Annotated in this window: 4 protein-coding genes; 2 read left to right on the top strand and 2 right to left on the bottom strand. The window is 36.2% G+C overall.

Translation table 11 applies throughout. The features are described 5' to 3' along the window. Positions 1-198 precede the first annotated feature (198 nt). Positions 199-447 (top strand): type II toxin-antitoxin system Phd/YefM family antitoxin, encoded by a 249-nt coding sequence (locus tag CWS31_RS17170; RefSeq protein WP_101343117.1) that lies wholly within the window; start codon positions 199-201, stop codon positions 445-447. Next, positions 437-724, top strand: coding sequence for a type II toxin-antitoxin system RelE family toxin (locus tag CWS31_RS17165; RefSeq protein WP_101343116.1), 288 nt, complete (start codon positions 437-439; stop codon positions 722-724). Before CWS31_RS17170 ends, CWS31_RS17165 begins: the two co-directional genes overlap by 11 nt. A gap of 105 nt (positions 725-829) precedes the next feature. On the opposite strand, the gene CWS31_RS17160 is transcribed toward CWS31_RS17165, so the two are convergent. Together CWS31_RS17160 and CWS31_RS17155 are read right to left on the bottom strand one after the other, a co-directional pair. Continuing rightward, positions 830-1081: a hypothetical protein gene (locus tag CWS31_RS17160; protein WP_101343115.1), complete on the bottom strand. Its 252-nt coding sequence runs from the start codon at positions 1079-1081 to the stop codon at positions 830-832. Positions 1082-1182: 101 nt separating this feature from the next. Beyond that, positions 1183-1638 carry a hypothetical protein gene (locus tag CWS31_RS17155; protein ID WP_211355860.1) on the bottom strand — a complete coding sequence of 152 codons (456 nt, stop codon included), beginning with the start codon at positions 1636-1638 and terminating at the stop codon, positions 1183-1185. Positions 1639-2076: the final 438 nt, after the last annotated feature.

The following is a 2076-nucleotide window of genomic DNA, read 5'->3' as shown; positions in this document are numbered from 1 at the left end:
TAATTATGAATTCCATATTCTAATTATGAGCAATATTATCAGTTCACCTAACGCCTCACTAAGAGGCAAAAAATAGTTGGTTAAAATAAGCGACGCAGGAGCAAAAACCAACTGTTTTTTGTCCTTTTAAGTGACTTGTTATGTTTCGTCGCTTATACTAAACCTAATTAACGACCACTTTAAAGTACTGGTGATGGTATGACAACTAGAATATTAACTGAAGCAGCTGCAAGTATAAGCGAATTGAAAGCAAATCCAATGAAGGTTGCTTTAAGTGCGCACGGTGAAGCTATTGCTGTTTTAAATAGAAATGAGCCAGCTTTTTACTGTATACCTGCCGATACGTATGAATTTATGATGGATCATATGGAAGATCTAGAACTATTAGCAATTGCTGAACAACGTAAGAATGAAGCTAGCATAAAGGTTAGCTTAAATGAGTTATGAGTTAGAATTTAAAAAGTCAGCACTAAAAGAATGGAAAAAATTAGGCGCGACAATCCAAACTCAATTTAAGAAAAAGCTAGTAGATATTTTAGAAAATCCACATATTGAAAGCGCAAAATTATCTGGTGGCAATGAACTTTACAAAATAAAACTTAGACAAGCCGGATACAGGTTAGTTTATGAAGTTAATGACTCTATAGTTACAGTAACGGTAATTTCTGTTGGAAAACGCGACAAAGGAAAAGTCTACAAAGTTGCGATGGACAGATTAGTATAGAAACATAACGCCACGTTAAGCGGCAAAAAATTGTTGGCAAAATTGTGAACGAAGTGAAACAGCCAACTGTTTTTTGTCCGTTTGAACGCCTTGTTATAAGGTTGTTTACAACACAAACAAGACGTCACCTTTTTCCATAAACACATACAGTAAAATACCAAAGATAGATATTAATGCACCTGCAAGTCTAGCACTTGTTCCCTCTAAAGATTTAGTTTGAGAAGAAGTGAATTTTGTACGAGAGCCTGATTGACCATTAGTGATACCAAACTCGACATCCATTTTACCAATATAAACAAATCTAGCACCGACTAAGAAAAATGCGATGCCAATAATCAACTCTAATGTGACTTCCATATCAAAACCTTATAACGCCTCATTCAGAGGCAAATAATTGTTGGCTAAAATCGCGACGCAGGAGCAAAGCCAACTGTTATTTGTCCTGCTGCAATGACTTGTTATATGCCCACTTGCACTGCTGTTGACTTTAGTGAATCGTATTCCCAAAATTCAACACCCTCAGGTACTAAATGAGCATAAGTACGAAGATAATATTCCGCCAAAGTTTCACTACGTTTTTCACTAAAATCACGTAAAACAAACATGATTTTACGATAACTTTTTGGTGAAGCTAAAAAGTAATACATAGCCTCATTCCAGACAGTTAATTTTGCGCTTGGCACGTTGTCACCTGATGTCCATTTGTGAGATTTGCACTCAACTAACACTTGTTTTTCTGTACAACCTAGATCAAAAGCATGATCTTTTTTAAACAAATTTACGCCCACAGGGATTTTGAAATCTCGCACTAAAGACAGCCCTTGCTGATCGAAGAAGGCTTGTGCGAGTAATTCAAAGTCTTTGCCGACTTGCGCATTAGATTTTGAACCGATACGCTGAAACGATTGACTCATGACATCCTCGGGCATATAACGCCTCATTAAGAGGCAAAAAATTGTTTGCTAAAATGTTGAGGCACGAAACAGCAAACTGTTTTTTGTCCTGCTTTAATGCCTTGTTAGGTGTTTGAACTGATTAGAGTTTATGCCACCTAAACTTACCAAACCACAATAAAGTAATTGGCAAAGTCTTGCACGAAATTTTGCAGTAAAAACTGAGAAATTAACGCACCAAAAAGTTAAATAAACTGCTTTGCTCGATTTTATGTAACACCGCGAAACAATAATATACGTGCGATAAATACAAAACTGAATTACGTTTTAGAATACGTGATTGATGCGCAAAACGTGAATCAAAAAATATACCTTACGCAAGTAACCCAATACACCTAACGCCTCATTAAGAGGCAAAAAATTGTTTGCTAAAATGTTGAGGCACGAAACAGCAAACTG

The sequence above is a fragment of the Colwellia echini genome, assembly GCF_002843355.2.
Lineage (GTDB): Bacteria > Pseudomonadota > Gammaproteobacteria > Enterobacterales > Alteromonadaceae > Colwellia > Colwellia echini.
Note: the sequence above shows the minus strand (reverse complement) of the source record. Positions and strands in the feature narration are given on the sequence as shown.